Source organism: Streptomyces hamibioticus (assembly GCF_047946815.1).
Classification (GTDB): domain Bacteria; phylum Actinomycetota; class Actinomycetes; order Streptomycetales; family Streptomycetaceae; genus Streptomyces.
The window spans coordinates 7,550,291-7,573,553 of sequence record NZ_JBKKQY010000001.1 but is presented as its reverse complement, the minus strand read 5'-3'; the positions used below and the strand labels follow the sequence as shown (position 1 = coordinate 7,573,553).

The window sequence follows — 23,263 nt, the reverse complement described above, 5'->3', positions numbered from 1 at the left end:
CATCCGCGCCCGTGAACGTCCGTAATTCCCTGATTGTGAGTTCGCTTGACATGGCGTCAGTCACGTGGCTAGAACTCCTGCGCCGTCTCCTCTGACCAGCTCTGACAGCAGGTCAGGTGGTTGTGCGGCATCCATGTTTGGACGTTGAGAGACAGGGAAATGCTGGCGTGAGACCCAGACTGGGCAGGCTGGTCGCGTGCCTGGTGGTATCCGCGGTGACGAGCACCGCGTTGCCCCAGGTGGCTTATGCCGCGCCCGCTTCGGACGGTGACGACAAGGGAATTGTCGACGCCGTCAAGGGGTGGTTCGCGGACGATGACGACAAGGAATTGGACAGACCCCCGCCGCATAATGACCTGGGCATGGCCGAGAGGCAAAAGCTCGCCAAGGGCAAGGCCGAGCCGAAGGCGAAGCGGGTCAAGGAGCTGACGGGGCGGCGGACGCCGAACGCGCGGTTCTGGCAGCTGTCGGACGGCCGGGTCGAGGCCGAGCTGACGGCCCGGCCGAGCGCGTACCGGGATGCGAAGTCGAAGGCGTGGAAGGCCATCGACACCGCCGTACGGGCCACGAAGGCCAAGGGCTTCGACTTCGCCAACACCACGAACACCGGCAGGAGCTGGTTCGGCTCCGACCCGGAGCGGCTGCTGCGGTTCCAGGCACCGGACGGCTCGGCGATCACCCTGGGCTTGAAGGGTACGAGGGGCTCGTTGAAGCCGGTGGCCAAGGGCTCCACGGTCACCTACGACGACGCCCTCGACGGTGCGGACCTGGAGTACCGGGTGGGCCCGGGCCGGGTGAAGGAGAACATCGTCCTGGCCGAACGCCCGGACGGCCCGGTGAGCTTCACGTTCACGCTGGACACCGACGGTCTGGTGCCCAAGGCGCGCAAGGACGGTTCGATCGCGCTGTTCGGGGAGCTGCCGGAGACACCGGTGATGGTGATCCCGGCCCCGTTCATGACGGACGCCCGCAAGGACGCCGCCTCCCCGTACGGTCACGCCTACAGCGACCGGGTCACGCAGAGGCTGACCCGCGACGGGAAGAACTGGCGGCTGACGGTCACGCCGGACGCGACGTGGCTGGCGGCGAAGGAACGCCAGTACCCGGTCGTCATCGATCCGACGGTCACGATCGCACCGTCGCCGTCGGTGTCGCAGGACGCGATGGTGCTCAAGGAGGCGCCGGCGGCGAACTACGGGCAGTCGTGGAAGCTGTCAGTGGGCCGCACGGACGCCGGCACCGCCCGCTCCCTGATCAAGTTCCCGCTGGACGAGATCCCGTCGGGCACGAAGATCGACGCCGCGCGGCTGGAGATGTACTTCGACCAGGCGCACACCACGGGCGGCACGGATGTGCCGATCGAGGCGCACCGGGCCACGGGCGCCTGGGACGAGGCGTCGGCGACCTGGGACAGCACCAGCGCTCTGGTGGGCGAGCTGTCCGGCACGAGCGTCCAGGTCGACGACGGAGACGCCGGGACCACGGCCGCGTCGGGTACCTGGCCGGCGTCGGGCTCGTCGCTGACGCAGTACGCGGTCGGTGACGACTACCGCTACAACAAGGACTCGGTCGGCGGCGACACCTACACCTGGCAGCCGAGGCTGCCGGAGACGGCCACCTACCGGGTGGACGTGCACTACGTCGCCGCCACCGACCGGGCGACCAATGCCCCGTACACGGTGACCGGGAAGAATGGCACCGCCACCCACACGGTGGATCAGTCGGCCGGTTCCGGCGGTGAGTGGACGTCGCTGAACGGCGGCTCGCAGATCGGCTTCTCCCAGGGCACGTCCGGCAAGGTCGTCCTCGGTGACGGGCCCGCCTCCACGTCGACGGCGGTGATCGCGGACGCGGTGCGCTGGGTGAATCCGGCGTCGATCGTGAAGAACAAGGGCGAGTACAACCAGTGGCACAAGTTCCCGGTCACCGACACCGTCCAGAAGTGGGTCGACGGTACGGCGGCCAACCACGGGTTCGTGCTGACCGCCGCCGACGAGTCCACCTCCGGCCCGCTGGGAGGTCCGCGGTATGAGTCGGGGGACGGTGACTACGGCGGTGAGACGGCGACGATCCCGCGGCTGACCGTCACCTACGGCAAGGTCGGCACCACGCTGAACTCGCCGACGGTCATCCACTCCACCGGCCCGGAGCTGTCCTGGAAGCCGTACCGGAACACATCCGGGGACAGCGGTCTGGACATCGTGGAGTACCAGCTGCACCGCTCCACCCGGCAGGCGTTCACGCCGTCCGCGGCGACCCTCGTCGCGCCGATCGACAAGGCGGCGACGGCCTACACCGACACCACCGCGACCCCGACGCCCGATTCTTCCTCGGCGGAGATCGGGCGGTCGTACTACTACCAGCTCGCGGTGAAGACCGTCAGCGGTGAACTGCTCGGCTCGCCCACCCGGATCGTCGGCGTGCCGAAGGCGGGCCGCACGATGCGCCTGATCCAGGGCACGTCGGGGGTGACGGACACGACGCTGTCGTCCGCGCAGCCGTCCACCAACCAGGACACCATCGACTCCTGGAACGTGGGCCAGAAGTGGCTGAGCGTGGGCAACAACTCCAGCACCTACGGCACCACCCGCACGGCGCTGAAGTTCGACACCGCCGACATCCCGACGACGGCGACGGTGCTGGAGTCACGGCTGTTCATGTGGGCGGCGCAGACCACCACCGGCACCGACGGCGCCGTCTACGAGCTGCACGGCCTGACCCGCGGCTTCGACGAGACGACGGCGACCTGGAACAACGCCACCTCGACCACGGCCTGGACGAAGCCGGGCGGCGACCACTCCGCCACGGTCTCCGACTACACCCCGCAGTGGTCGAACGACGTCGGCCGGCACTGGTGGGACGCCACCGGCCTGACCCAGGGCTGGGTGGACACGCCGTCGTCCAACGAGGGCGCGCTGGTCAAGCTGCGGGACGAGTCCTCCACCGGCCCCCAGGAACGCACCCTGTTCCTGGCGTCGGAGGCGGCCGACTACCAGCTCGGCCCGCTGCTGCGGGTGATCTACGTCGACTCCACCACGCAGGACACCTACTACGCGCCGCAGACGCCGTCGCGGATGACGCCGAACTCCACGTACACGGTGGACTTCACCGTCACCAACACCACCTCCTCCGCCTGGGCGGCCGGTGAGCGGGAGCTGTCCTACACCTGGAAGCTCCCCGACGGCACCGACGTCACGACCGGCGGCAACCAGGCCGCCACCGCGATACCGGCCCTGCTGCCCGGCCAGTCGGCGACGATCCAGGCGACGGTGAAGACGCCGATCAACTCCGACTCCGGCAACAAGCGCACCGAGTACGTCCTGGGCTGGGACATCCGCAAGGTCTCCGACGGCAGCTGGCTGTCCGCCGGCACCGACGGCATACCGTCGCTGAAGCAGAACGTGGCGGTCGAGGACCCCACCTCCAACACCCTCGGCCTGGAGAAGTTCTACTCCTACACCGGCAAGAACACCGGCGCCGGCGCCACGGTCATGAACAACCTCGCCGCGGGCAACAGCGTCTGGTCGTACAACGCGTTCACCAACCCCGGCCGCGGACTGAACACCTTCTTCCGCGTCGCCTACAACTCGCTCGACACCAGCGACACCGTCGCCGGTCACGGCTGGTCGTTCCAGGCGGCCGGCCCGATCCGGCTCGGCGCCCCGCTGGACTTCCACCCCAACCCGCACCCGACGGAGATACGCCTGCCGGACGGCGACGGCACCACGCACGTCTTCCGCAAGCAGGACGACGGCAGCTGGAAGGCCCCCGCGGGCGTCCACTACCGCATCACCGCCAAGGCGGGCCTGGACTGCACACCGGCCAAGGACCCGGTCCCCGACGCCTGGACCATGCTCCGCCCGGACGGCACCCGCTTCCTCTTCGGCTGCGACGGCTACCTCACGTCCGTCGTCGACAAGAACGGCAACACCCAGACGTTCACCTACGAGGAACGCAAGTCCAACAACAAGCCCACCAAGTTCCTCAAGTACATCACCGACCCGGCCGGCCGGCAGACGCTCACCGTCGACCACTACCGGAAGGGCGACGCGTCGTACGAGTACATCGACGACACCGGCGCCAAGGTCAGCGACACCAACCTGACCAACTCCAAGATCTACGACCACATCAAGTCGATCACCGACATCTCGGGCCGGAAGATCTCCTTCTTTTACACGACGAAGGGCCTGCTCGGACAGTTCACCGACGGTGACGGCTCGACCCAGCCGAAGGTGTTCGCGTTCACCTACGACGCCACCCAGGGCAACAAGAACGTCAAGCTCGTCAAGGTCACCGACCCGCGGGGCAACGGCACCCAGCTGGCGTACCACTACCCGCAGACGGGCGACGACCCGAAGTACCACTGGTGGACCAAGACCATCACCGACCGCCTGGGCGGTGACACGGGCTTCACCTACGCCGTGAACGGGAACAACACCAAGTTCACCGACACCACGGTCACCGACGCCGAGTCGCACCAGACCCGGTACGTCACCGACGACTTCGGCCGCCCGGTCCAGACGACCAACGCCAAGTCGCAGACCACCAAGATGACCTGGGACGCCGACAACAACGTCACGTACCTTGAGGAGGCCAACGGCGCCAAGACCGCGTACTGCTACGACGCCAGGACCGGCTACCCGCTCTGGCAGCGCGACGCTGAGAACAACAAGAGCGGCGTGCCCCCGGCGAGCGACTGCGCGCCGGGCATCCACCCGGCGAACGCGGCGACGTTCGAGTACCAGACCCGTGCCGACGGCTACGCCGCCGACCTGTACCGCAAGACCTCACCGGAGGGCCACGCGTGGCAGTTCGGCTACGACGACTTCGGCAACCTGACCACGGTCACCGACCCCAAGGGCGTCGCCACCACGACCGCGGGTGACTACACCACGTCGTACGCGTACAACTCCTACGGTCAAATGACCAAGGCCACCGACGCCAACGGCAACCCGACGACCAACAGCCAGTTCGGTCCGACGGGATACCCGGCGAAGATCACCGACGCCCTGGGCAAGTTGACGACGTTCGTCTACGACGAGCGCGGACACGTCACCGAGGTCACCGACGCACTCGGCAAGAAGACCACGCAGACGTACGACACCTACGGCCGTCCGCTGGTCTCCACGGTGCCCAAGGACCAGGACGCCGGCGATCTGATCACCACTCCGGCGCCGGTGTACGACGCCAACGACAACGTCACGAAGTCGACGGCGCCGAACGGCGCGGTGTCGACGGCGGTGTACGACGCGGCCGACCAGATCGTGTCCGCGACCGCACCGAAGGACACCTCCACGTCGGACGAGCGCAGGACGACCTACACCTACGACAAGGTCGGCAACCTCAAGAGCAAGACGGAGCCCAAGGGTAACCTCACCACAGCTGACCCGGCCGACTACGTCACCACCAACCACTACGACGTCATCAACCAGCTCACGTCGGTGGTGAACGCCGACGGCGACAAGCTCTCCTACGAGTACGACAACGTCGGCAACCTGGTCACGGTCATCGACCCGAAGAAGAACGCGACCGCCGACACCACCGACTACACCACCAGAACGGCCTACGACCTGAACCACCGGGTCACGGCCGTCACGGACGCGGCCGGAAAGACGACGAAGCGGTCCTACGACAAGGACGGCCGGGTCGTCTCCACGACGGACGCGGAGAACAACACCACGCTCATCACCTACGACGAGCGCGGCAAGACCACCGAGGTGAAGGTCCCCCACAAGGGCACCTCGCCGATCACGTACCGCACGACGAAGTACGAGTACGACCAGGTCGGCAACACCACCAAGGTGATCACACCGCGGGCCGTGGCGGCCGGGACGACGGAGGCGTTCACCGCCCGTACCGAGTACGACGCGCTGAACCGTCCGGTCAAGCAGTTCCAGCCCTACGACCCGGCGGACTCCCGCTACAACGACCCCAACGTCTACACCGAGACGGTGTACGACGCGGTCGGGCGGGTCAAGTCGACCTCGCTGCCTCCGTCCGAGGGGCAGTCGGTCCGCAACACCACCGTCTACGACTACTTCGACAACGGCTGGGTGAAGTCCTCCACGGACCCCTGGGACATCGTCACCAGCTACGACTACAACGACCTGGGCCGGCAGACGGCCAGGACGCTCACGTCGGCGGGCGGTTCCTCGAACCGCACGATGACCTGGGGCTACTACCCGGACGGCAAGCTGAAGTCCCGGTCGGACGACGGCGTGCCGGTCGGCAGGGACGTCGTCCTGGTCGACAACTCCGACACCCAGAACACATCCTCCACCGGCACGTGGACGTCGGGAGACATCACCGGCCAGCAGGGCTACAACCACGCCACACACGCGGCGGGCACCGGAACGGACGCCTTCACCTGGACGCTCAACATCCCGTCCGACGGCACGTACACCGCGTACGTGAAGTACCCGGACGTGACGGGAGCGGCGACCACGGCCAAGTACACGCTGACACACGACGGAGGAACGACCGACAAGACGCTCGACCAGACCACCGGCGCCGGCACCTGGGTCTCCCTGGGCTCCTACACCTTCAAGCGCGGCAACGCGGCCAAGCTGGAGCTGTTCGAGAACAGCGGCGGCACGGTCGTCGCGGACGGCGTGAAGCTGGTCCGGGACAACTCGGCCGACACCGACACCGAGCAGAAGACGTTCACGTACACCTACGACGCGAACGGCAACCTGACGACGATCGACGACACCTCGTCGAGCGCGAGGATCGACAACTACGCCATCGCCTACACGGGCCTCAACCAGGTCCAGAAGGTGACGGAGTCGCTCAACGGCACGGCGAAGAAGTCGACGTCCTACACCTACGACGCCAACGGCCTGCCGGAGACGATCACCCACCCCGACCAGCACGCCACGTACACGTACGACCTGCGTGACCTGGTCAAGACGGTCTCCGTCGGCAAGTCCGCCACGGACGCTTCGCCGAAGGTGACGTCGTACACGTACACCGACCGCGGCCAGCGCCTGAAGGAGACCAAGGCCAACGGCAACACCGTCGACTACACCTACTACCTCGACGGCCCGGTCAAGTCCACGACGGAGAAGAAACCCAACGGCACCCTCGTCTCCTCGCACACCTACGCCTACGACCCCAACGGCAACAAGGCACAGGACATCGCGAAGAAGATGAACGCCGACGACCACACGGCGTACCTCTCCTCCACCACGGACTACACCTACGACCCGGCCGACCGGCTCGCCAAGTCGGTCAAGACCGGCAACGGTGCCGACACAGACACCTACGTCCACGACGACAACGCCAACGTCATCAGCCAGACGGTCAAGGGCACGACCACCACGTACGACTACGACCGGAACCGGCTGCTGAGCGCCACCGCAGTCGGCGGCACCACGTCCACCTACAACTACGACCCGTTCGGCCGCCAGGAATCGGTGACGTCGGGCGGCAAGGTGATCAGCCGGAACGTGTACGACGGCTTCGACCACGTCGTGGAGTCCCAGAGCATGGACTCCACGGGCGCGATGAAGTCGACCACGTACACCTTCGACCCGCTGGACCGCACCGCGTCGAAGACCGCGGACGGCAAGACCACCACGTTCGGCTACCTCGGCCTGTCCGGCGAGGTGCTGACCGAGGAAGTCTCCGGCGCGCTGAGCAAGTCGTACCAGTACAGCCCGTGGGGCGAACGCCTGTCACAGGTCAAGCAGAACAGCGACGGCACGACCGAGGACGGCTACTACGGCTACAACAGCCACACCGACGTCGAAACCCTCACCGACGAAAGCGGCAACACGAAGGCGACGTACGGCTACACCGCCTACGGCAAGGACGACGAGTCCGAGTTCACCGGCATCGACAAGCCCGACGCCGCCGACCCCACCAAGGAGGCCTACAACCCCTACCGCTACAACGCCAAGCGCTGGGACGCCCACACCGGCACCTACGACATGGGCTTCCGCGACTACAGCCCCGGCCTCAACCGCTTCACCACCCGGGACATGTACAACGGCGCCCTCGCCGACATGAGCCTCGGCACCGACCCCTATACGGGCAACCGCTACGCCTTCACCGGCGGGAACCCGGTGTCGTTCGTGGAACTCGACGGACACCGCCCCGCCGAGTGTGACGAGTCAGGCTACACGTGTCGGATGAACAGCGCCGGTGGTTGGGACGTCCGGGCGAAGGCCACCATGGTGCGTAATGGCGGCACATCGAATGTGGCGAGTGAATGCACGCCTTCCGCCATGGCCCGAATGACCGGCCACGACGCTGCTGTGTGCCAGACGGGTTTCGCGGCCCAGGAATGGGCGCAGGCGAACGGCATTTCCGGATACGTCACGGTGGACAAGGGGGCGAGCGGACATGCTGCCAACAAAATCCCAGGCGCCAGCGGGAATAAGGAAAGGAACGACGGCTTCGCAGATGTGATTTTCTGGGGGAACGATGAGGTCTACGTCTGGGAGGTGAAGCCGAACAACGCCTACGGAAGGTCAGACGGACCGAAGGACCTGAACCGGTATGTAACGAAGCTGCGGGCACAGTTCACGTCCATGCAGGACGGTCGAGACGTCCTTGCAGGTGCGGCTCTGATGGCCAAGCCATTCGTTTCCGCCCAGGGACGAGGAAGAGTGTGGTCCGAGGCGGAGGCACCGGGCATGAGGTTCTACGGATTCGACAAGAGGCGTTCTACTCCCAGTCCGAGCCCGAACCCCAGTCCGGGGCCGACAAGCATCCCACTGCCACGGTCCACGCAGCCGCCGATGCCCGAACCTTCGCCCTCGGCAACGGGTATGTACAGTTCACCTGTCCCCGGTGCGCAAGGCTATGCACCCGGGGTGGCTGCCGGATCGGGCTTCGGCCTGGCCGCGATGACAGCATGGGCGCTTAGCATATTCTCGCAGGGGCCAGCTTGCGTCCTCGGTGGCGCTTGCTGACCTGGAGGTGCCAAAATAGAGCAGCTGCCACGCCGATTCGGCGTGGCAGCTGCCGCTTATCACAGGTAAAGGGGGTTTGATGGACGTCTACATTGAGGTTCAACTCGACTCGGCTGACCCGCGCGATCGCGGAGAAGCAGTGCGGCAATGGTTCAGTGAATCCCTGTCCAGGATGTTCTCAGGTCTTCGGTCGATCGATGGGGTCTCTTGGTTCGCGTCCTTGTCGAGAGACGAGAACAGTCCGGCTGAGCGATATTCCGGGGACATCACTCGGCAAGATGATTTCCTCAGTGAATTGAGTGCATTTCCTTACTGGGCGCAGCTCGAGTTTACAGGGGGAGGAGATCTTCAACTCGCAAGGTTGCGGAGTTCTCATCTGATCGATGGCGGAGCGTACTCAAGTCTCTCAACGGCCATGCAGTGCGGCCATGAGGCCCTGAGTAACGCCGAATACTGTGCGTGGATCGTGGAGTCCGTGAGTGCGGCAGTGACCGGGGCAAATCCCGCATTCGGCCGGATCGAGTATGGCGAGTTCTCTGACCGCGCCAACCTCGATATCGCTCTCCGACGTAAGCCGGAAGAGTTCCTTCGGGCGGCTAGGGCAGTGCTCCGCGGATACGCATGGGTGACGATCTGCCCCGAGGAGCTAGTGGAACACCTTGGCGGATGCAAGGAACTGGCTGCCACCGGTGCGTTCTTCCGGGTTGTTCCGCTCCAGGGTGGAGGCGCGCTGCTGCAGGCGACGGAGACCATGACAGGGTACTCGGAAGAAGCGATGGAAAGGGTCCTCAGAGCTCTAGCTCCGGCCCTGCCACCGGGCATGCCCAGAGCACATCCGGCTTTTCCTGGCGTGCGTTTCGTCCAGAAGGACGCGGCACAGTTCGCCTGAACGCCACTCAGGAGCGCACTGCGGAGTGGGAACGTCTCTGAGGAGGGAGGGCCTGTCGGACTCTGACGGCCCTCCTCCCGCCGTCGGCCCGCGAGGGGTGCCGGTGACGTCGTACGCAGACAAGAAGGCTTGATACGGCGCGTGTCGGGCACGGCCACCGAGCTCTTTCCATCCTCACTCTGAGCTGGCCAGATGCAGGGTGAGCACGGCCTGGCCGAGAGCGGTGATGCGAGTGGTCGAGCACCGGGTCTTGCGGAGGTGTCTCCGGGCTTACTGATCATTTCAGAATGAGGTTCGGAGTCGTCTCAAGCAGATGATGCTGCAGGCGAGTTGGAACAGTCCGAGGTGGAGGTCAGCACGTATCTCGTAGCGGGTCCGCAGGCGTTTGAATTGGTGGAGCCAGGCGAAGGTGCGCTCCACGACCCACCTGTTCCTGCCCAGGCCGGACCCGTGGGCGGTGCCCTTGCGGGCGATCTTCGGCGAGATGCCGCGAGCGCGGATGAGCCGACGGTACTTGTCGTAGTCGTAGCCACGGTCGGCGAACAGCCGCCGTGGTCGGTGACGAGGCCGGCCCACCAGGCCGCGGATGCGGGGGATCGCGTCCAGCAGGGGGATGAGCTGGGTGACGTCATGACGGTTTCCGCCGGTTACTGTAGAGAGACCGCAAGGGGCGTTCCGTGCCGGTCGGTGATCAGGTGGTGCTTGCTGCCGGGGCGGCCACGGTCGACCGGCGAAGGTCCGGTGCGAGCCCCCCTTTCAGGGCCCGGACGTGCGAGCCGTCGACCACGGCGTCCTCCATGTCCAGCAGGCCGGCTTTGCGGAGTTCCGCGAGGAGGATCTCGTGCAGGCGAGGCCAGACACCGGCCTCGGTCCAGTCCCGCAGACGCCGCCAGCACGTCACCCCACTGCAGCCGATCGTCTCGGTCGGCACGTCCGCCCAGGTCACGCCCGTGCGCAAGACGTAGACGATCCCGCGCAGCGCCGCACGGTCATCCACTGGCAGCCGGCCCGGATACCGCCGACGCCGCGGCGGGCGAGGAGGGAGCAGCGGAGCGACACGGTCCCACAGGTCATCAGCAACAAGATCATCCGACACCTGCAGAACTGTGCCGCCTACCCGCCCAACTGCCAAGCCCCTGAACCAAACTCATTCTGAAATGATCAGTTATGAACATCACTGAAAATCGACTTGCCCGGTTGCTACGCTGCAGGTGAGCAAGCCTCGGCCCCGCGCGAGCGAGAGTGACTCCTCCCAGGCGGTGTCGGCGTCCAGGACCGTCGCCTCGGCCCCGCGCGAGCGGGGGTGACTCCCAGTTCCCCAGATTCAGCGACCCCAGGTCCCCTCGGCCCCGCGGGAGCGGGGAGTGCCCCTCGACCCCTGGTTCAAGACGGACGCGCAATGTAGAGCCCGAGCGAGCGGGAGTGACTTCCCACAAGTGGGGAGTACTGCGTTGTGCGTGCGAGCTTCACATCGTTTGGGGCAGTTGTTGTGCTTGCGCGCTCTTCTCCCCGACCTCCGGGGTGGATTGGTCCTTCAGTTCCTGGTGCTCTGCCTCGATCGGCCCGGACCAGATCTGCGGTGGTGGCGCATCTGGGTGGTCCGCCGTCTCATGCGTTTGCAGCAGTTTGCCGTGGGCGAGGCGGTGCAGCAGGTCCCAGCCGCGGTGGGTGATGACTGTGTCGAGCCAATGCGGTGGTCCCTGTGAGAGGCCGTGCTCCTTGTTGAAGCGGGCGACCGCCTGGCTGGTGGCAGTGCCGTAGTGATCACTGTCCACCACCCAGCCGGGCAGGTAGCCGGATTGCTTGAGGACCGCTTGGAGCTGTCGCACGCTGGGATGCGTGCGCTCCGGCAGGAGTCTGCGTGGAAAGGGCGGGGGGACGAATCGGTTTCCTTCGCTTTCGAAGGGAATGCGGAGCTGCTGGGCCGCCCGCAGGTGGAAGGGCACGGGCAAGTCATTGGCTTCGACGATGCTCGCCCAGCGCACACCGTAGCGCGTGGCGATGCTGTAGACGGTGTCGTCTTCCTTGACGACGTATACCGCGTGATCGTGCGGCGAGGGCGTCCGGCGTTTCCTGTCGGGCCATCCGTTTCTGGGCCACCAGAATGTCAGCGCCTGCCAGGCGGTCTCCTTCTGTGCGCTGCGCAGGCTCTTCAGCGCGTCGACGAAATCTTTGGACTGGCTGGCGTCGTACTCGAGTCGCTGGGCGCATCCGGTCAGTGAGCGTTCTTCGAGGGCGATCACCAGGCGGGCCTGGCGGTGGGGGTCCCAGTCGCGGACCGTGGCGTCGAGGACTCGGTTGGTCCGGATTCCGGCTGAAAGTGTCTCCAGTGAGGCGATGAGTGCGGTCACGTCGGTGACGGAGCGGTCGTCGATACTGCATCTTCAGGAGCGCATCCGCGCGCGCATCGTGCAGGGCTCGGGCCGAGCCACACGCAACAACAAGGACTGGGCGGCCGTCATGGTGCTCGGCCGGTCCCTGACGTCGTACCTGTCCGGTCCAGACGTCCAGGGGGCGCTGCACCCGGAAGTCCACGCCGAGGTCGAGTTCGGACGGACGAACAGCTTGGGCACCACCTCGAGCGAGATGCTCGACAACCTCGCCGTCTTCCGAAGGCATGATCAGGACTGGGCTGGGGTCGACATCCATATCTCCTCCCAGCGCGAGCAGTACACCCGTACCGTCGCCCCAAGCTGCCGTGAGCTGCACAACGCGGCCCGGCACGAGGTCGCAGCCTGGGAAGCTATCTGGAACAACCAATGGGACTGGGCCCTCACCGCCGTACAGCGCGCCCTGGACCAGCTCAAGGGCGAGCGGACACCCCAGCGCTATGCCGCACTGTGGAACTACCTCGGGTACAGCATCGCCGAGCGGCTCGCGCAGCAGAGCGGAGACTCAACGCACCGCGGCACCGGGGCCCGCTACTACCGCGAGCTCCAGCGTAAGGCGCAAACCAGCAGTTTCCTCGCCCACATCGCTTCGCCGAGCGACCGGGCCCACGCGCCCGTCCTCGGCGACCTCGACCCCGTTGATGAAGCCGCGATGCTCGCCGTCATCGCCCGTACCGAACTGCACCGTCCCGAGCCCTTCGAACGGGCCCTCACCGAAGCGCGGGCCGGCCTCGCAGGCACCGAGTACCGCGCCTACGAAGCCGGGCTCGCCCACCTCGGCACCTTCGCCGGCGCCTCGGAGAGCTACGGCAACGACGACGACGCCAACCCCGCAGCCCCTGATGCCGTCTGGATCTTCGACGACGTCCGCTGGGTCACCTGGTAGGCGAAGAGCGAAGCAACGCCCACCGGTGAGATCGGCCCCGACAATGTCCGCCAGGCCCAAGGACACCTCACGTACACGGAGGCAGAGCGAAAGGCCTCTGCGCCCAGCGGCTCCATCGCGCTCCTCATGTCCCCCAAGCCGAAGATCATGGCCGCCGCGCGCATGCTCGCCAACGACGAGACCTACCTCGTACGCCCGCCAACGGTCCTGGAAGTCTTCGACCGCCTCATCCGGTCGTGGCGCACCGCCCGAGCACGCACGATCACAGTGCTCAGCCCCGCCGAACTCGCCGACATCTTCAGGGCCGAGCAAGCGCTGCCATCACAGTGGCTGCCCCTGCTGAAGGCGACCCCGGTCAAGGAGTAATGAAACGGCACGTGGGTCCCTGCCAGCACCGAGTACGACTGGTGGGGCAACCCCGGCAAGGTCACTGAGACCGCCAACGGCGTCACCCGCACCACCACAACCACCTACGACAATGCGGGCCGTCAGACCAAGGTCGCCATCACCGGCGGCATCGGCCAGGCGGTCCCCGAGTGCACCACCGAGTACGACCCGGCCACCGGCCAGGCCGTGAAGACCACCTCGCCCACCGGCGGCACGATCACCAAGGTGTACGACAAGCTCGGCCGCCAGATCTCCTACACCGACGCCGACGGCGGCGTGACCAACACCGAGTACGACCTGCTCGGGCGTCCGGTCAAGGTCACCGACAACGTCCCCTCCACCGTCACCTTCACCTACGACACGGCCATCGAGCCGCGCGGCCTGGCCACCAAGACCACCGACTCCGTCGCCGGCGTCTTCCAGGCCACCTACGATGCCGACGGCTCGGTGTCGAGCGAAAAACTACCCGGCGGCTACACCCTCAAGCAGACCGAGGACACCACCGGCGCGGCCATCGACCGCACCTATACCCGCGACAGCGACGGAACGATCGTCTACTCCGACACCGTCACCGAGTCCATCCCCGGCCAGGTCGCATCCCACGCGGGCTGGTCCGACCAGACCTACCGCTACGACACCACCGGCTGACTCACCACGGTCGAGGACACCTGGAACACCCAGTGCACGCGCCGCGCCTACACCTTCGACGCGCGCACCAACCGCAAGTCCCTCACCTCTGCCACCGGCGCACCCGGCGCCGACTGCCCCACGACTGGAGGCACCACCACCAGCCACACCTACGACAGCGCCGACCGCATCGTCGACACCGGCTACACCTACGACGCGTTCGGCCGCACCACCACGGCCCCGGGCAACGGCACCATCGGCTACTACGCCAACGACCTCGCCTACCAGCAGACCGCCAACGGCAAGCGCCAGACCTGGCAACTCGACGCCAACCTGCGCTTCCGCTCCTGGAAGGTCGAAGCCGGCAGCGGCTCCACCTGGACACAGGAGCAGTCCAAGGTCGACCACTACGACAGCGACGGCGACAACCCCCGCTGGATAACCGAGAACACCGCCACCGGAGCCCTGACGCGGAACGTCGACTCCGCCTCCGGTGACCTCGCCGCCACCACCAGCAAGACCGGCGGCACCGTTCTACAGCTCACCACCATCCACGGCGATGTAGCCCTCCAGCTTCCGCTGATCCCAGGCCCCCGTCGCCCTGGACAGCGACGAGTACGGCAACCCCCGCAGCGGCCAGGCAGCCACCCGCTACAACTGGCTGGGTGGCAAGCAACGCTCCACCGAGACCCTCACCGGGCTCACGCTCATGGGGGTCCGCCTTTACAACTCCACCACCGGACGCTTCCTGTCCATCGACCCCGTCTACGGCTGCGGAGCCAACGCCTACGAGTACGTCAACGGCGACCCGCTCAACCGCTACGACCTGGACGGCAAGTGGTGGAGCTGGAAGAAGATCAAGCGCGGTTACCAGCGCGTCAAGCGACGCGTCCGAAAGAACTGGCGTACCTACGCCGGATACGGCGCCACCGCCGCCTGCATCGTGGCATCAGCCGGAGCCTGTGCCGTGGCCAGCGTCGCCGTCTTCGCCGCCACGTCGTACGCGGACGTCAGAAGGCACGGCTGGCGCAAGTCGCGAGGATCCATTGCCAGGAACGCGGCGTGGACCGTGGTCGGGGTTGGCGCAGGACGATTTGCCGCTGGCTCGTGGTGGAAATCGAGCCGGGGTTACACAAGAGGCGGCAGGCATGCCGCCGGCCGACGTGCTCACGCCAAGCGCACCTCGTACCGGAGGACCGCTCACAGCTACGCCGGCAACGTCTGGACCGGATCGCTCACCTGCGGTATGAGCTGGAAGATGCCCTACTGCTAAGGGCTGTCCCGCAATGATCGGCTGGTGCGCCCGGCCTCAAGGGCGCGGAGCCAGGGCGGCATGATGTCCTCCGTGATGAACAGTGCAGACCTGCAGCCTGCCCGGATAGCGGGTTACGACGGTGGTCCCCTCACGTACCAGGTCGGGCTCCTGGACGAGCCGCTCTTCTGGCTGGGGCACCTCTCCTCGTGTATCCAGAGCGACGAGGCTGAGGAACTGCTGTTCGGCGCGGACTACGACGCGGCCGGAGACTTCCAGCGGCAACTCTGGGAGCGGGCCGAGTGGCCGGCATTCACGGTTCCGCTCGCTGCTGATCATCGTCTTCACGTGGTCTACCGGACTGTCGCGGACGACACCGGAACCGACTACCTCCTTCACCACCCCGACTGGGGCCAGGCCGAGGTCCTCGCCCGGGATGACGGGCACTTCATGGGGCCGGGCCTGTCCTGGCCCGAACTCGTGGCAGCTGCGGACAACATGCTGCCCGGCGGCAGTACCACCGATCCCCACTCCCGTCTGTTGCTCCTGCTGCCTGCGTTCGGCGACGATGCAGTACCCGACGACGCTGTTGGCCGCCTGGCGGGTGCGCTGCGCGCCCGCACGAGTGTGGAAGACCCCGAGACCCTCGCCTCCGCTCTTCTGGACGATCAAGGGGCCCCCGGCCCCGCGCGCTGGACGGTAGCCGGGCACGGATTCTCCGTGAACGATGGCGAGTACTCCTTCCGCAACCCCACCAACCTCTTCGCCTTGTCAACCGATCGCTTGTCTCAGGTGGCCACCGCGCTGGCGCCTTGACCCACACAACAATTTCCAACAGCGAGGGGTGGTGTTTGGAACGATCCAGCCGTGACTGCTGTGATCACGGCTGCGCAGCCGGCGTGGATACTGACTTCGGCTCGTCGGGGTGAATCTTCGCGAAGCCCCTGATCGGTGTGGGTGAGCGGCTGTATCCGGGTGGTGTGAGATACGCGGATGGGGGCGGGCTGGCCCCTGCGGGACGTCGGCGCCGGGAGTCGGTACGGATGGCGGCGGCCGAGTGGTTCGAGCAGGAGATCAAGCCGTCAGAGGTCGCTCGGCGGCTGCGGGTGAGCGTGAAGTCGGCTTACCACTGGCATCAGTTGTGGCGAGACGGTGGTCGTGAGGCGCTGGTTTCCCGCGGCCCGAGCGGATCCCGTTGCCGGCTGTCCCCGCGCTGTCTGGAGAAACTGGCCGCGTACCTCGATGAGGGCCCGGCTGCCCACGGCTGGGTGGAGGACCAGGTGTGGACCGCATCGAGGGTGGCCACGCTGATCGGCATGAAGTTCCACGTCTCCTACAGCCTCTCCGGTGCCACGAGGCTGACGCACCGGCTGGGTTTCAGCCCGCAGGTCCCCGCACGCAGGGTCGCCGAGCGCGACGAGCAGGCCGTGACCGCGTGGAAGGAGGCGACCTGGACGGAGGTAAAAGAGCCAGGGCGGCCTGCGGGGGCTCCATCTGCTTCGAGGACGAAGCAGGGTTCACCCGGAAGCCGCCCCGGGGACGAACCTGGGGCCGGCGCGGGCGCACCCCGGTCGTGACCGTCAGCGGACGCCGCTCGGGGCGCCTGTCTGTGGCCGGGCTGATCGCGATACGGCCGGGCTCACGAACCCGGCTGTGCCACCGACTGCGCACCCACCAAGCGGGCAAAGGCGCACGCCGCAGCATGGGCGAGCGGGACTTCATCGCACTCGTTGACGGCGTCCACCAGCTCGTCAAGGCGCCGATCGTGTTGGTCTGGGACCGTCTGAACACTCACGTCTCCCACGCCATGCGCGAGCTGATCGCCGAGCGCGAGTGGCTGACGGTGTTCCTCCTGCCCGCCTACTCGCCCGATCTCAACCCCGTCGAGTGGGTCTGGGCACACGTCAAGCGCAGCTTGGCCAACCTCGCCGTCGTCGCCCTCGACCGGCTCGAAGCCTCGTCCGCAACAGGCTCAAACGCCTTCAGTACCGGCCAGAGACCATCGACGGCTTCATAACCGGCACCGGCCTGACCCTCGACAAACCCACTTCACCTTGAAGAGCCGAAGTCAGTAGAGGGCGTCTGAAAAGCCTGTCAGCGGGCTGGTCTTGCGAGGCGACGCACCAGGAGCATGGCCATGGCGAGGTAGATGGCATTCTCCGAGCAGACACGTAGGTAACTTGTAGTCCTTCGACAGGCGGCGGCACCGTCCCAGCCAGGCGAACGTCCGCTCCACCACCCAACGACGCGGGACCACCGCGAACTGGGGCACTGCTGGTGGCGGTGTCCCCACCCGGGCCCAGGTCGAGCGAAAACCACCGTCACGGCGCTGCACGATCTCCACGGTGATGCCGGTGACCTCCAGAGCCCTGGCGTGGAAGTCGGCACCGCGATAGCCCTGGTCCGCCCACACATGCCGTAGGTGCGGGAAGGCATCGGCAGCCCGGGCGAACAGCACCGCGGCGCCATCACGGTCACCCACACTGGCCGGGCTCACGCACGTCACCAGGACGGTGCCGCGGGTGTCGACAAGCAGGTGCCGCTTGATACCGCTGACCTTCTTGCCGCCGTCGTAACCGTGCAGACCACCACGTTCACTGGCCCGGACACTTTGACTGTCCACAACGGCCGCGCTGGGAGTGGGATCCCGGCCGAGCCGCTCCCGTTCGCGCTCACGCAGCGCCGTCAGCATCTCTTCCCACACGCCGTCCTTCTGCCAGCGACGCCAGTAGTGGTAGACCGTCTGCCACGGCGGTAAGTCATGCGGCAGGAGTCTCCAGGCACAGCCGGCCCGCAGCCAGTACGCCAACGCGTTGAGAATCTCCCGCCGCGCGTGCTTCGCCGGTCGCCCACCAAGCTTGACCGCCGGAACCAGCGGACGGAGGATCTCCCACTCCTGATCGGTCAGATCCGTCGAGTAACGGGTACGCAGCCCGCACACCCCAGCCCCCGAACGTGCGCCACCACCCCGCTACCAGGGACTTGCCCGCTGACAGGCTTTTCAGACGCCCTCTACTGCGGTTGAACCTGGTGTGTCGGCTTCTGGGCAGCGTCCGGCTCGGCCGTGTCCCGGTGCGGTCTGGCCGGGGTCGAGGCGTGGATCGTCGAGCCGAGTGGCAGGCACAGCACGACGATGCCTCCGGACATGGCCAGGGCGAAACTCCACAGTCCCATTGTCAGGGCGATCGCCAGGTGGAAAGCGATGCCCGCGCCCATGGCCCACCAGCGCAATCGCTGGGGCAGAAGGAGGCAGAGCACGAGGGATGCCTCGATGACCAGCGGTATCCACGTCATCAGTGCCACGCCGAGCGGGGTGGAGATGACGGGGGCGACGAAGGTGTCGAGCCAGGGGGCGGGCCCGAACTCGAGGTTGTTCCCCCAGTACCACATGGCTGTGCCGTTCTGCCATTCCTGGTGTGGGAGCTTGGCGACGGCCGCCTGGAGGTAGACGACGACCATCTGCAGGCGCAGTACGACGAGAGCGCTGATGCCGATCAGGGCGAGAGCACGACCGGTCGTCGTGTCGATCGTCCGGTCGCGGTCGGTCTGCCAGTGCCATCGGCGACGGTCCCCGAGAGCCGGCAGCGTCAGGAGTATCGAAAGGATCAGTGCGATCTGGTCTCCGCCGTCGACGATGGCGATGCCCGCGAAGACGCTGTAGTTGATGTAGGCGTGTGGAAGTGCCGTGAACCGCGGGCGCCATCCGGACGCGATGACCAGGAGCGCTGCGACGCAGCCCCACTTGAGCCAGGTGAGGTGTGCGTAGCTGTCCGGAGCCAGGCAGAACAGGCTGGCAGAAGTGGTCGAGTCGCACAGAGGGTAGTCGCCGACCGTGGCCACGGGGCGGAACAGGGCTTCGGCACTTGACGCGGCGAGGGTGCCAGCGGTGCCCAGGGCTACCAGCGTGCGGGCGAGTCCGTAGACGTTGGTCCACGGCAGCACAATCATTTTTTCGGTCATGGGCACTTCACGTTCCAGACGGCTACGCGCTTGGGAGTGTGCTGGTCCGGGGAGAGCTGACGCCACGCCCAGGGGACAGGGTGCATCTCCGCTACAGCGGCCCGCCCGCACAGGGTGGGCGAGGGCGAGGAGTTGGTCAGGGTGGTCGTCTGGTCGGCCGCACGTTCCAGGCATGCACGCAACGGCGCGGATGTGTCGCACTCCGTCCACTTGATGCCCTCCTCGTGCAGGAGCAGCGCGATCTCGATTCCCTGTGACCGGGAGGCACGGTCGAACCCGAAGGCGTTGCTGGCCCGTGAGTGGGGGGTCAACGAGGCGCTCTCCCATTGGCCGTCCAGGAAGCGGTAGGGCGCGTACTGGGGGTCGGTGGCCGACTTGGTGAAGAAGGCCCACCCCTGTGGTGCGACGACCGTGGCCACGTTTCGGGCGCCATCCTGGCCGGGCAGGGAGATGACGTTGTGGGGAAGGAAACTCTGCGCCACGTACAGGGCCACGACGGTCCAGCCCGCGGTGAGCGCGGTGACCCAGGAGCGCGGGACTGGGACACGGTGGGCTGGCCGGGCAGATCTTATCCGAAGAGTGCGGGGTATGTGCATGATCTGAATGTCCAAGGGGAGTGGCGGCCGGCGGACAGCTGTGAAGGGACTTCCCGGGAGCGACGGGCCCCTCCAGGCGCCTTGGAGAGGCCCGTCACCTGCTGCGTCGGAGGCGTCTCAGGCGGCCAGGACCTTGGTCAGCTCGGCAACCTGTTCGTCCTTGGAGAGCTGGTCCCCGCCGCTCGGGGGCGAGAACCACAAGTTGGTCTCGTTGACCACGTTCGCCCCGGCCTGGATGTTGACGGCGACGGAGACGTTGACGGCCCCACCCAGGTTCACGGCCACGAGTACGTTGACGGCGAGGACGACGGTCGCGCACCGGCCCACGCCCTGCCCGGCTTCCGGGCCCTCGGCCTTCGCGGCCAGGGTCTTCATGATGTCCCGGGCCTCGTCGATACCGCTTTGGACCTTGTTCGGGTCGCCGGAGCGGAGCTTGCCCGCGAAGCTGCCGAAGAACTGCGGCCGTTCCTTCTGGATCTTGTCGAGGAGCGCCGTGGCGGCCCTCCTCTGCTCCGCCGTGCTGTTCTCCTTGCGCAGGGCGGCCACGTCGACGAACTTGCCGGAGTCGGCGAGCTCCTGGGCCACATCTCCCTGGGCGAAGGTCAGGCCGGCGAAGAGCGCACGCCCCTCCGCGGTGGCCTCGGCAGGGGTTGCGGCGGCCGCCGCGGCGTGTGCTCGGGGTGTCGCGGGGTTGGCCATGGCCCCTTGGACAGCGATGCCGCTGAGCGCGAGCACGGCAACGCCCGCTACGGCGACACTTGCGCGTCTGTGCATGTGTAACTCCCCGTCCTAGATGGATGGTTACTGCCCGCGATGCTGTGATCACGGACGCCAACACGCTAACAACGACACCCGAAAGCGCTATCGATTTCTGGGGTGACCGGCCACCGAACCGCAAGATCGAGCCGTTGTCTGACCGTTACACATCACATAAGGGAATTCGGGGACACCTTCAGAGATGTTCTAGTTGCAAGCGAACAACTAGATCGTCTGTAAGTTACACAGAAGGGATGAGAGGCACATGACGACCAGGGAAGCACCCCGCACCGGACTCGGACGCCGTGCTGCGTCGACGGTCACCCCCTACGCCGTGGGAGCCGCCGTCACCGGCGGGGCCTTCCTGCTCTTCAGGAGCTCCTTCGCGGACAAGATCGCCACTCACTTCACGCTGGACGGGACAGCCGACGGATTTCACTCCCCGGGAGCCGCATTTGGCCTGTATCTACTGGTATTCGGAATCGAAGCCGCCGGTTCCGTTGCCGCACTCCTTTCGATCAAAGGCCCTCGGGCAGGAGGCTCGGTAGCCGTCTTCTCCTGGGGGCTGTCCGCCGCGACGGCCTACCTTTTCGTGGTGGTGTTGCAGGCCAGCACCGACCTCCAGGACGGGGCGGCCAAGCTCCCGTCGTACCAGCTCGCCATCGCCGTCGTCGCCGGCCTCGCCACATCGGGAGCGGCATGGCTGATCGAGCGGAGGCGCCCGTGAACCGGCCTCCGGCACGTGGCACCGTCTCCGTCTGGCACCGCTCCGTGACATCCGGCTGGATGCTCGCCACCGGCGCGGTCGCCGCGATCGGCCTACTGGTCATCGCCGTCCTCGTCGGGGCGCACCGGCCCATGGCGCTCTGGCTGCTGATCGTCCCAGCCGCCTTCCTGGCCACCGGAGCCATCACAGTCACGGTCTCCCCAAGCGGCGTCACCGCGGCTTCGGCGCTGTTCCCACTCCTGCGCCGACGGTTCCCCCTCGGCCAGATCGAGAACGCCACGGCCCGATGGACCCGACCCACCGAGATCGGAGGATGGGGCTACCGCTGGAACCCCGGTCTCAGCGCCGTCTCACTGCGTGAGGGCGACGCCCTCTGGATCACCCGCATCGACGCGACTCAGTTCGTCATCACCATCGACGACGCCGAAACCGCCGCGGCCCTCATCAACCAGCTACTCGAGCAAGACAACGGAACCCAGTGACATGCTGGTTCAAATCGATCACGCTTCCCCGGTCAGCCTAGGCGAACAGGTCGCCGCCAGCGTCCGCCGTGCGGTCGCCGAAGGCACCCTTCGCAAAGGCCAGCGCCTCCCCGCCGCTCGAGCCCTGGCCAAGACACTCAACATCAACATGCACACCGTGCTCCGCGGTTACCAGATCCTCAAGGAGGAAGATCTCATCGAGATGCGGCCTGGTCGGGGCGCGGTCGTCACCGCCGCAGCCCCCGACCGCGCGCTTGCCGTCGACGCTTGTCGGCACTTCGTCCACCTCGCACGACAAGCCGGCCTGTCCGCCCCCGAGACCCTGAGCATGGTCGAGGCCCACCTCCACTCCTGACGCAGCCACGCATCAGCGCCAAGACTCGGCTTCGGGCCTCCGACCTTTCTATCCCCCCCGCCCCTGTACGGCGCTCCTTGCGCGGGGTCGGGAATGCCGGCGGGGGTCTCCGTGTTGGCAGGGGTGTGGTTGTGAAGGGGACAGTGTCCCCGGGCCTCACCTATTGCCTGCAGGGAAGATCGTTCGGCTGAAGCCCTGCAGTGCCTTTCGCCGCGTAGGCGACCGCCCTTCACAACCGCATGGCTTCAGGTCCGCCCCGACCGGCACGTGCCGGTCGGGGCTGACCTGCGTCTGGTCTCGGAGTGGCCGGGGCGGTGCTGGGTACGGTGCCCGGTCATGGACGACTACGAGCGCATCGACCTCGACGAGAGCGACCTGCACGAGATCCTCTCCACGCCGGTGGAGGCCACGGAGCACCTGGTGCTGCTGGCGCGGGAGGAGGCCTCCGACGTGCTCGGCCTGGTGACCCTCTCGCAGGAGGGCGGGCCTATGTCACGGGAGGCGGACCGTCTGGCGAAAGCGATAGCCGTCCGCATCCCCTCGGAGAACTGACGCCGGCCGACAGACCGGCCGGGCCATCTGGCCAGGAGGCCGCGACGCCGCTCTCCCAGTCAGAGCCACCTGCGGGCTGGGGGATAAGTCCATGATGTGGAGTTGGACGTCGGGCTGGCAGTGAGTGCAGGCCTTTAGCTTGTTGTTTAACTTCTGGAGGATCCCGGTCAGCGGATTCATCGCGTGGGCTTCATGACATGTCCAAGTGCGACGAGGCCGATTCCCACGACGAGGAGTGATGGTGAGTGCGCGTTCCAGCTGACCAGCATCAGCAGGGCGCCCGCTCCCCAGATCCTCGGCTGCCGCACTCGTTGCTGCAGCCAGTGACCCGGCATACGGCCGACAAGTAGACCGTGCACTCCGAGAACGGCCCAGATGATGGCCAGGATGAACAGCACCACGGCCAACACACCGAAGATGAACAACCCGTCCCCCCTTGGCTCGTGACGCAGTCGCGTCACGAGATGCTGCAATCAAACCCGAACG

Annotated in this window: 15 protein-coding genes and 4 pseudogenes; 11 read left to right on the top strand and 8 right to left on the bottom strand. The window is 66.7% G+C overall.

The annotated features are described in order from the left end of the window. Nucleotides 1–362: 362 nt before the first annotated feature. Both ACLGIH_RS34850 and ACLGIH_RS34845 read left to right on the top strand, forming a co-directional pair. On the top strand, nucleotides 363–8,918 hold the full coding sequence (locus tag ACLGIH_RS34850; RefSeq protein ID WP_416529221.1) for a golvesin C-terminal-like domain-containing protein: 8,556 nt from the start codon (nucleotides 363–365) through the stop codon (nucleotides 8,916–8,918). Nucleotides 8,919–8,997: 79 nt separating this feature from the next. Next, nucleotides 8,998–9,807 (top strand): hypothetical protein, encoded by an 810-nt coding sequence (locus ACLGIH_RS34845; protein WP_416529220.1) that lies wholly within the window; start codon nucleotides 8,998–9,000, stop codon nucleotides 9,805–9,807. Nucleotides 9,808–9,981: 174 nt separating this feature from the next. Here ACLGIH_RS34845 and ACLGIH_RS34840 read toward each other — a convergent pair. From ACLGIH_RS34840 to ACLGIH_RS34830, 3 genes and pseudogenes are all read right to left on the bottom strand, one after another. Next, nucleotides 9,982–10,071 (bottom strand): annotated as a pseudogene (locus ACLGIH_RS34840) (IS5/IS1182 family transposase); the annotation flags it as partial. An 18-nt stretch (nucleotides 10,072–10,089) separates the two neighbouring features. Beyond that, nucleotides 10,090–10,903 (bottom strand): annotated as a pseudogene (locus tag ACLGIH_RS34835) (IS5 family transposase). A gap of 370 nt (nucleotides 10,904–11,273) precedes the next feature. Continuing rightward, nucleotides 11,274–12,158 (bottom strand): PGRP and LysM peptidoglycan-binding domain-containing protein, encoded by an 885-nt coding sequence (locus tag ACLGIH_RS34830; RefSeq protein ID WP_416529219.1) that lies wholly within the window; start codon nucleotides 12,156–12,158, stop codon nucleotides 11,274–11,276. Between ACLGIH_RS34830 and ACLGIH_RS34825 the strand changes: the two genes are divergently transcribed. The 5 genes and pseudogenes from ACLGIH_RS34825 (at nucleotide 12,145) to ACLGIH_RS35095 (ending at nucleotide 17,407) form a co-directional block, all read left to right on the top strand. Then, entirely contained in the window at nucleotides 12,145–13,083 is a 939-nt protein-coding gene (locus tag ACLGIH_RS34825; RefSeq protein ID WP_416529218.1) for a hypothetical protein, read from the top strand. The genes ACLGIH_RS34830 and ACLGIH_RS34825 overlap by 14 nt on opposite strands. 126 nt (nucleotides 13,084–13,209) lie before the next feature. Further along, nucleotides 13,210–13,449: a hypothetical protein gene (locus ACLGIH_RS34820; protein WP_416529217.1), complete on the top strand. Its 240-nt coding sequence runs from the start codon at nucleotides 13,210–13,212 to the stop codon at nucleotides 13,447–13,449. Nucleotides 13,450–13,473: 24 nt separating this feature from the next. Then, nucleotides 13,474–15,370: pseudogene (locus ACLGIH_RS34815) on the top strand (RHS repeat-associated core domain-containing protein); the annotation flags it as partial. A gap of 75 nt (nucleotides 15,371–15,445) precedes the next feature. Beyond that, a complete protein-coding gene (locus ACLGIH_RS34810; protein ID WP_416529566.1) occupies nucleotides 15,446–16,165 on the top strand; it encodes a hypothetical protein in 720 nt (239 codons plus the stop codon). A 164-nt stretch (nucleotides 16,166–16,329) separates the two neighbouring features. After that, nucleotides 16,330–17,407: pseudogene (locus ACLGIH_RS35095) on the top strand (IS630 family transposase). 36 nt (nucleotides 17,408–17,443) lie between these two features. On the opposite strand, the gene ACLGIH_RS34795 reads toward ACLGIH_RS35095, so the two are convergent. From ACLGIH_RS34795 to ACLGIH_RS34780, 4 genes are all read right to left on the bottom strand, one after another. After that, a protein-coding gene (locus ACLGIH_RS34795) for an IS5 family transposase (protein ID WP_416529215.1) occupies nucleotides 17,444–18,290 on the bottom strand; the annotation gives its coding sequence in 2 pieces (ribosomal slippage) (nucleotides 17,444–17,527 and nucleotides 17,529–18,290; 846 coding nt in all). 71 nt (nucleotides 18,291–18,361) lie between these two features. After that, a complete protein-coding gene (locus ACLGIH_RS34790; RefSeq protein ID WP_416529214.1) occupies nucleotides 18,362–19,309 on the bottom strand; it encodes a sporulation-delaying protein SdpB family protein in 948 nt (315 codons plus the stop codon). Next, a complete protein-coding gene (locus ACLGIH_RS34785; RefSeq protein WP_416529213.1) occupies nucleotides 19,306–19,728 on the bottom strand; it encodes an SdpA family antimicrobial peptide system protein in 423 nt (140 codons plus the stop codon). Before ACLGIH_RS34785 ends, ACLGIH_RS34790 begins: the two co-directional genes overlap by 4 nt. Before the next feature lie 294 nt (nucleotides 19,729–20,022). After that, nucleotides 20,023–20,679 (bottom strand): sporulation delaying protein family toxin, encoded by a 657-nt coding sequence (locus ACLGIH_RS34780; protein ID WP_416529212.1) that lies wholly within the window; start codon nucleotides 20,677–20,679, stop codon nucleotides 20,023–20,025. A gap of 247 nt (nucleotides 20,680–20,926) precedes the next feature. Here ACLGIH_RS34780 and ACLGIH_RS34775 point away from each other — a divergent pair, with 247 nt between their 5' ends. The 4 genes from ACLGIH_RS34775 to ACLGIH_RS34760 all read left to right on the top strand — a co-directional run bounded on the left by ACLGIH_RS34775 (nucleotide 20,927) and on the right by ACLGIH_RS34760 (nucleotide 22,777). Beyond that, a complete protein-coding gene (locus ACLGIH_RS34775) occupies nucleotides 20,927–21,388 on the top strand; it encodes an SdpI family protein (RefSeq protein ID WP_416529211.1) in 462 nt (153 codons plus the stop codon). Further along, complete coding sequence (locus tag ACLGIH_RS34770; protein WP_416529210.1) at nucleotides 21,385–21,870, top strand: hypothetical protein; 486 nt, start codon at nucleotides 21,385–21,387, stop codon at nucleotides 21,868–21,870. The genes ACLGIH_RS34775 and ACLGIH_RS34770 overlap by 4 nt, the downstream gene beginning before the upstream one ends. Before the next feature lies 1 nt (nucleotide 21,871). After that, nucleotides 21,872–22,225, top strand: a complete 354-nt coding sequence (locus ACLGIH_RS34765; protein ID WP_416529209.1) for a GntR family transcriptional regulator — start codon at nucleotides 21,872–21,874, stop codon at nucleotides 22,223–22,225. A 336-nt stretch (nucleotides 22,226–22,561) separates the two neighbouring features. Further along, entirely contained in the window at nucleotides 22,562–22,777 is a 216-nt protein-coding gene (locus ACLGIH_RS34760) for a DUF6417 family protein (RefSeq protein ID WP_416529208.1), read from the top strand. Nucleotides 22,778–22,953: 176 nt separating this feature from the next. Here the strand turns inward: ACLGIH_RS34760 and ACLGIH_RS34755 are convergent, their stop codons facing one another. Continuing rightward, nucleotides 22,954–23,202, bottom strand: a complete 249-nt coding sequence (locus tag ACLGIH_RS34755) for a hypothetical protein (RefSeq protein WP_416529207.1) — start codon at nucleotides 23,200–23,202, stop codon at nucleotides 22,954–22,956. Nucleotides 23,203–23,263 lie beyond the last annotated feature (61 nt).